The sequence below is a fragment of the uncultured Wocania sp. genome (genome assembly GCF_964021735.1).
Taxonomy (GTDB): domain Bacteria; phylum Bacteroidota; class Bacteroidia; order Flavobacteriales; family Flavobacteriaceae; genus Wocania_A.
This window is the reverse complement of the sequence record NZ_CAXIBN010000137.1, coordinates 1-8,248: the sequence shown is the minus strand read 5'-3', so window position 1 is coordinate 8,248 and position 8,248 is coordinate 1. Positions and strand designations below refer to the sequence as shown.

General features: G+C 31.7%; 5 protein-coding genes. 3 read left to right on the top strand and 2 right to left on the bottom strand.

Annotated features, from left to right (window positions below; translation table 11 throughout):
• The first annotated feature begins 264 nt into the window (after positions 1–264).
• Positions 265–588, top strand: coding sequence for a helix-turn-helix domain-containing protein (locus AADI82_RS11580; RefSeq protein ID WP_341216591.1), 324 nt, complete (start codon positions 265–267; stop codon positions 586–588).
• Positions 589–594: 6 nt separating this feature from the next.
• Here the strand turns inward: AADI82_RS11580 and murF are convergent, their stop codons facing one another.
• Positions 595–1,872: a UDP-N-acetylmuramoyl-tripeptide--D-alanyl-D-alanine ligase gene (gene murF / locus AADI82_RS11575; protein ID WP_341216590.1), complete on the bottom strand. Its 1,278-nt coding sequence runs from the start codon at positions 1,870–1,872 to the stop codon at positions 595–597.
• Positions 1,873–2,050: 178 nt separating this feature from the next.
• Positions 2,051–3,745: a gliding motility lipoprotein GldJ gene (gldJ, locus tag AADI82_RS11570; RefSeq protein ID WP_341216589.1), complete on the bottom strand. Its 1,695-nt coding sequence runs from the start codon at positions 3,743–3,745 to the stop codon at positions 2,051–2,053.
• A gap of 264 nt (positions 3,746–4,009) precedes the next feature.
• On the opposite strand from gldJ, the gene porU reads away from it, so the two are divergent.
• On the top strand, positions 4,010–7,891 hold the full coding sequence (gene porU / locus AADI82_RS11565; protein WP_341216588.1) for a type IX secretion system sortase PorU: 3,882 nt from the start codon (positions 4,010–4,012) through the stop codon (positions 7,889–7,891).
• Positions 7,892–7,924: 33 nt separating this feature from the next.
• On the top strand, positions 7,925–8,248 hold a 324-nt coding region (locus AADI82_RS11560; RefSeq protein WP_341216587.1), incomplete at its 3' end, for a PorV/PorQ family protein.

Sequence of the window (8,248 nt, the reverse complement as noted above, 5' to 3'; positions counted from 1 at the left end):
GAATCTACTATTATGTTCTCGCTAGCAAGTTTACGAATCACTTTTGCTGTGTATTCTTTTGGAAGGTGATTAGTTAATAAATCTTTTAATGTTTCCTGCTCTATCTGTGAATGTACATCATATAATGTGTATAATTTGTTTAAATTTGTCATGACTTGAATAGTTTTACATTAGATTTGAGTGAATTTACACACAAATATATACAAATAATTAAATAAATTAAAAATAATTTACTTATTAGTATAATTTATAATCGTTCTAAATATGGAATTTGAGGATAAACTAAAACAATTAATAAAAAGCAAATACAGTAAATTGAGCGATTTAGCTGAAAAATTTGAAATGAATTATACTCAGCTATCGCAATATGTTAATGGGAAGAAGGTGTCTATTGAGTTTTTAGCAAAAATAATTAAAGAGTTTCCTGATGCGGATCTTAATTGGCTATTAAGAAATGATTATAATAAAGAAAAGAATAGAGCAGAGGAGCCTAATGAGCCATATAGAGTGATTTTAAATAACGAACAGATTATTGAAAAAATTGAGAGTTTATTAAGTGATTTGAAAAACCAAGTTTCTAAAAATTAATAGAATTTATAGATTATCTAAAACTCTTTCTAAAGCCATGCCACGCGATCCTTTAATTAACAGAGTAGCATTTTCTATTTGAGTAAAGTCAAATGCTCTTTTTAAATCCTCAAATGTTTTGTGTTTAATTATTTTATTTGAATCATTTTTTGATTGATAAAAATTTTCACCAACTAAAATAACGGTATCAATATTTAAAGAAACAGCTAAATCTGTAATGGTTTCATGCTCTTGTTTAGCATCATTACCAAGCTCGAACATATCTCCTAGAATGGCTATTTTAAGTCCAGTTTGCTTTTCAAAATTTAATAGTGCAGCATGCATACTTGTTGGATTCGCATTGTATGCATCTAAAATAATTTGATTTGTACCTATGTTTATAATTTGTGATCGGTTGTTAGTAGGAATATAGTTTTCAATAGCATTCTTAATTGCATTATCATCGACTTTAAAATAATTTCCAATACAAATTGCGGTAGCAATATTATTATAGTTATAATCGCCAATGAGATGGCTTTTTATGTTTAGGCTGTTGTATTTGCACTCTACAAAAGGTTTAGCGTCAATAAAATCAATATTAATATCAGTAAAAGTAGTATTGCCAAAAATAACCCTTTTTGCTTTATTTGTTTTATTAACTTGAATAGCATCATTTCCATTAACAAAAATGGTTTTATGGTTAGTAATTAAATAATCATACAATTCACTTTTACCTGTAATTACACCTTCAACACTACCAAAACCTTCTAAATGTGCTTTTCCAAAATTAGTTATGTAGCCATAGTCTGGCTTTGCAATATTGCATAGAAAAGCAATTTCTTTTAAATGATTTGCACCCATTTCTACAATCCCTATTTCAGTATTAGAATTCATTGAAAGTAATGTTAGTGGCACACCAATGTGATTGTTTAAATTGCCAAGAGTTGCTGTAGTTTTATATTTTTGAGACAATACAACGTTTATTAATTCTTTGGTGGTGGTTTTTCCATTACTACCTGTTAAAGCTATGATAGGAATGTTTAAAAACGATCTGTGATAAGCTGCTAATTCTTGTAGTGTTTTAAGAGCATTATTTACTAATATTTTTTTATCAGAGGTTTTATATTTGTCGTCGTCAATAATAACATATTTAGCACCTTTTTTTATGGCTTGTTCTGCATAGATGTTCCCATTAAAATTATCACCTTTTAATGCAAAAAAAATGTCGTCTTTATGAATTTTTCTTGTGTCAGTACAAACTGAATTACATTCTAAGAAAAAACTATGTATTTGTTCAATTTTCAATATAGAGTATTTAATGGTTTAGATTCCAGCTTTCACTTCGACTCCGTTCAATGGCCACAACAGGAATAACAATTTTAATGGAAACTCAACTTATCGTCGAAAATTTTTATTCAAATAAAAGTATTAAAAAAGTCCTAACTAACGCTAGGACTTTAAATATTATTTACTCAAAGTTTTATTAATTCTTCGTTTTGTTTTTATTTTTACTTTTAGAGCCTACACGAGACATTGCACATCTAAACCCAATATAGTCTGTTGCCATATCTTGTGGGAAGTAACGTCTTTGAGCTGGATCTAACCAATACTCTCTGTCTTTCCAAGAGCCTCCTTTATAAACTCTAACTTCATCGTTGATTAAAGACGATCTGTTATTGCTCTTGTCATATTCCCTAATAATATTTCCTAGAGAGTCTCTTGAAATTTTGTGTTTAGGCGAATTGTACATTAGGCTAGTTTCAGCTTTTGCCGACCCTTCGGTTTCCTCATCGTCGTTAAAACTCTCAAAATTACGTGAAGATCGTCTGTCTCCGTCTCTAAAGTTTATAGCGTTACTTTTATCGAAATTAGTTCTTAAATACGTTTCGTTTTCATCAACAGGAACTTGTAATATTTCACCTGGTAAATTTCTAGCAACTACTTTTCCGTTAGATAATGTATCGTAAACAATATCATCTGAAGTAACAACTTTTACAGTGCCATCATCGTTTATGGCATTTTTAGTATAAACGTTTCCACGGTAATAGTTAAAGTCGTTAAACTCATCATCAATAATAGGTCTGTAAACATCTGCTACCCATTCGGCAACATTTCCAGCCATATCGTATAATCCAAAATCGTTTGGAGCATAAGATTTTACTTCGTTAGTAATATCAGCACCATCATCAGACCAACCAGCAATTCCGCCATAATCTCCTTTCCCTTGTTTGAAGTTAGCTTTTTGGTCACCTCTGTTTTTACGTTTTCCAGAACGTGTATATTGGCCATCCCAAGGATATTTTTTACGTCCTCTATAAAGGTTATAACTTCTTAATTCACTTAAACCTAAAGCAGCATATTCCCATTCAGTTTCTGTTGGAAGTCTGTATTTTAGTGGAATAGCTCCAGATTCTCTTTTTGCGTAAATATTAACAGGATTTCCGTCTGCATCAGTTTGCTCATTTCTACCTCTTCTATCATCACCATTAATAACCTCTTCATTTCCTCCGTAAGTTGAAGTTGGTGAGTTAATATAGGTGTCTGTGCTAAAAGTAGCATCTGCATTAACATCAGTTATGTGCGACCCTCTTTTTAAATACCCAGCTTTTTGCAGAGCCATTTCTCCAACACGATCAGATCTCCAATTAGCAAACTCTACGGCTTGAATCCAGCTTACACCAACAACAGGATATTCTGCATAACCTGGGTGACGTAAATAGTTTTCAGTCATAATTTCGTTAAATCCTAAGCGGTTTCTCCAAACTAAAGTATCTGGCAATGCGCCATGGTAAATTGCTCTGAAATTCTCGTCTGTTGGTGGATACACACGCTTAATCCAATCTAAATATTCTAAATACATCATATTGGTAACCTCAGTTTCATCCATATAAAAAGATTGAACATGTTGCTGTGTTGGGGTATTATTCCAATCGTGCATAACATCATCTTGTACTTTTCCTTTAGTAAAAGTACCTCCTTCTACAAAGACTAAACCTGGGGAAGTTTCTTGTTCTTGGAATTTGGTATTGTATTGAAAACCACCTTCTTTGTCGTTGATTTGCCATCCTGTTGCTCTAGAACTATTCTTTGAGCTCGAAGATTTTTTACAACCAATAGCGGTTACTGATAGTGCTAAAACTACCATAACCTTTAATGCTACTACTTTTTTCATATCCATACGTTTAAGTAAGCTAATAATATTTTTGGTGCTGCAATATAAGAATTAAACCGAATAGTGCAAGGGTTTTTATGCATTTTAACCAAAAAAATATGCATTTCACCCTGTTTTTTAAACATTACAACGATGTTTTTGTTGTTTTTCATCGCTGTTTTGTGTTGTATAAACGCACTTTTTGCAAATTTATTATTGTATTTTTGATGCAGTTTTAAAAATTGTTATTTTTTTAAATAATAACAAGTTGTAAAAGACGTTATTCTAGCGATGAAAGAGAAGGCTTTACTTTTATTTTTAATTATTTCTGTGAGTATGTTTTCGCAGCAAAAAAAGTTTATTATTAATTGGGATGGATATAAAACCATTTTTGGAGGAAACTACAATTTAAAAATACCAGCTTTTAATGCAGAAAATTTTAGTTATGATTTTGATGAAGGCTTGCTATTTGTTACTCAATGGAAAGTCTCAAATAATGTTAACGAATCTTCAATAAGAATTAGTAATGTTAGTTATGCCTCAATTTCAAAAGAAGAATTAAAAGATTTAAATACGAACACTATTGGTAGCGAGTTAAAATTCACTCTAAAAAATTCAAAAGGAAGAACTCAATTATTTGCATATTTTCAAATAACACCTATTATAAAAGATGCTAATGGTAATTATAAAAAAGTACAATCTTTTCAAATAAATTATAACACTAAAGCAACTCAGAGATCTTTTTCTAGTAAAGGCAATGGTGTTTCTGGTGTAATTACCAATTCGGTTTTAAGTTCTGGCGAGTGGTTTAAGTTTTATGTTGATACTACTGGTGTTTTTAAAATCTCTAAAAACTTTTTGCAACAATTGGGTGTTAATGTAAATAGTGTTGATCCCAGAACTATAAAAGTATATGGCAATGGCGGACGCATGATTCCTTATTCTAATGCTGTGCCGTATCCTTTTGATATTACCGAAAATGCTGTAAAATTTGTTGGAGAAGAAGATGGTATTTTTAATGATGAAGATCACATTTTGTTTTACGCACAAGGGCCAAAGGAATTCAATGCGGAAAGCAACACCAATATTAACTGTTACACCGATAAAACTCATTACTATATTAATGTAGGCTCTGGTTTAGGGAAGCGTATAAAAGCTATGAGTCAACCAACAGGAACTGTAAATATGGTTATTGATACTTTTGAAGATTATAAATTTCATGAAGTTGACGAATATAATATTGCGCTTTTAGGAAGACGTTGGTTTGGGGATCGATTTGATATTGATAACGATAAAACCTTTGAATTCAATTTTCCGAATTTAGTAACTTCTGTTCCAATTAATCTTAGGGTATTTGTAGCATCGGCATCTTCTACACAAAGTAGTATGCAAATTAGTGTTAATGGAAGTGCTGTTTCAACATTGTCAATACCTGGGGCATCTAGCCCTAATTTAGCTAATGATGCATCCTACATTGGAAATGTAAATGTGAATTCATCAAATATAAGTGTAAATCTTAATTATGATAATCAAGGAAATCCTAGTGGTTTAGGCTATTTAGATTATATTTCTATTGAAGCAACAAGAGCTTTAAGTTTTGAAGATGAACAATTCCAGTTTAAAAATAGAGCAGTAGCTTTGGCTTCTGGTATTGGTCAATATAATATAGCAAATGCATCGCAAATTTCTGAAATTTGGGATGTAACCGATTTATATAATGTTACAAATTATCTTAACGAAGACTCTAGCAGTAATCTTTCTTTTACATCTACATTAGGAACACTTAAAACCTATGTTGCAGTAGTGCCATCAGATTATTACGAGCCCAAAATAGACGAAAATAGAACCCTTAGTAATCAAAACATAAAAGGAACCATTTTTAATAATAATGATGGGCAATTTCAAGATGTTGATTATATTATTATTGCTCCTAATAATATGCTTAATCAGGCAGAACGTTTAGCGCAAATAAATACAAAACAATATAATTTAAATGTAAAAGTAGTTGGGTTAAATGAAGTGTACAATGAGTTTAGCACAGGAAATCAAGATGTTGGTGCCATTCGTAATATGGTTAAATATGTTTACGATAATGCTAGTACACCAGCAAACAGAGTAAAATATTTATGTTTATTTGGCGATGGCTCATTCGATTATAAAGACAGAATTCCGAATAACACTAACATTATGCCTTCTTGGTATTCATACAATAGTTTTAATTTAACCAATTCGTTTGTTTCAGACGATTTTTATGGTATGATGGATGAAAATGAAGGTACCATGAGTACAAGCGATAAATTAGATATTGCCGTAGGTAGAATACTAGCAGATACGCCACAACGTGCTAAAGAAATGGTCGATAAAATTGAAAGCTATTATGTAAAAGAAGCTTTTGGGAGTTGGCGAAATAACTTTGTAGTTGTTTCAGATGATGTTGATAAAGATTGGGAAGGTATATTGCAAGCAACTACAGATAATGTTGGAAATACGGTTACTCAAGAAAAACCATTTATAAACGTTGTTAAAATCCACACCGATGCTTTTAAACAAGAGGCTTCGGCTGGCGGAAACAGATACCCACAAGTAACAGAATCTTTAGTTAATGCTATAGATAATGGCGCATTAGTGGTTAATTATTTTGGTCATGGCGGAGAAGAAGGTTTGGCTCAGGAACGTATTTTAACTAAGCCCGATGTGGAGAGCTTTAGAAACTTTTGTAAACTCAATTGTTTTGTTACAGTAACCTGCGAGTTCACTAAATTCGATAATCCTTTTAGAGAAACCGCAGGCGAGTTTACCTATTGGAATAAAAAAGCAGGCGCCATTGGTTTAATTACAACTACAAGACAGGTTTTTGTAAATTTTGGAATCACATTTAATAATGAATTAGAACAATATTTATTTTCCTTTAGTGATAATGATACGTTTGAAGATTACGAATATCCTTCAATGGCAGAATCATTAAGGTTAACAAAAAATGATCCAGCAATTTCTAGTCAAAGTCAAAGACGATTAGTGTTTTTTATTGGAGATCCTGCCATGAAATTGGCATTTGCTAAACCCAACATCAGATTAACAAAAATTAACGATGTACCCATCACACAAGCTACTGACACTTTAAAAGCATTAAGTTATGTTAAGCTAGCGGGCGAAGTTACAGACATTTCAGGAAATGTTTTAAGTGATTATAGTGGTACACTTTCAACCACGATTTACGATAAAAATATAAATAGACAAACATTAGCAAACGATGGAACACATTTAAACGGGCAGCTCGTAAAAATGGACTTTGAGACTTTAGGAGAAATTATTTTTAGAGGTCAAGCATCAGTTACTAACGGTCAATTTGAATTCGATTTTGTAGTGCCAAAAGATATTGGTATTCCTGTTGGTTTTGGGAAAGTGAGTTTTTATTCAAAAAATGAAGAGTTATTTCTAGATCAATCTGGTGTTAGCCTTAATACGGTTAGAATCGGTGGATTAAACGAAAATGCTGCCGAAGATAATATAGGACCAGTAGTTACCCTTTATATGAACGACGAGAACTTCGTGTCTGGTGGAATAACTAACGAATCACCTACATTACTTGCTAAATTAGAAGACGACAATGGTATTAATACAGCAAGTGGTATTGGGCACGATATTGTGGCAATTATAGATGGAGACGAAACCAATCCGTTTGTATTAAACGATTATTATCAAACCGAAGTAGATAATTATAAAAAAGGTGTGGTATCATTTCCTTTTAGAGATTTAGAACCAGGGTTGCATACTCTAACTCTAAAAGCTTGGGATGTGTATAATAACTCTTCAGTCACTGAAATTCAGTTTGTTGTCTACGATAAAGATCAAGAGTTAGTCATTAATAATGTACTTAATTATCCAAATCCGTTTGTAAATTATACAGAATTTTGGTTTAATCACAATAGTTCAGATCCTTTAGACGTTTCTATACAAATATTCACCGTTTCAGGTAAATTAGTTAAAACCCTTAATGGGCAAACTAATGCAGGAACAAAAACAACAAGTTCGTTATCGAGAGATATGGTTTGGGATGGAAGAGATGATTTTGGTGATAAAATAGGGAAAGGTGTTTATATATATAAGCTAACGGTACGATCTAATTTTCTAAATAAAAAAGTTCAAAAAATTGAGAAGCTTGTTATCCTCTAATAAAAAATTATATTTGTTAAATAAAACTAACCCATGAAGAACGGAATATTGACATTAATAGCATTTGCTATTTTTTTTAAGGTCGAAGCTCAAACGACAGTAATACCAAATGATGATAAAAGAGTTATAACTACAGGACTACCATTTGTTTTAATAGCATCAGATGCGCGTGCTGCTTCTATGGGTGATATGGGAGTTGCAACATCGGTTGATGCTTATTCGCAACAATGGAATTCATCAAAATATGTGTTTTCTGAAACTAAATCAGGTTTAGCAGTAAGTTACACACCATATTTAAGCAAATTGGTAAACGATATTTTTTTAGGAAACGTAACCTATTTTAATCGATTAGATGAA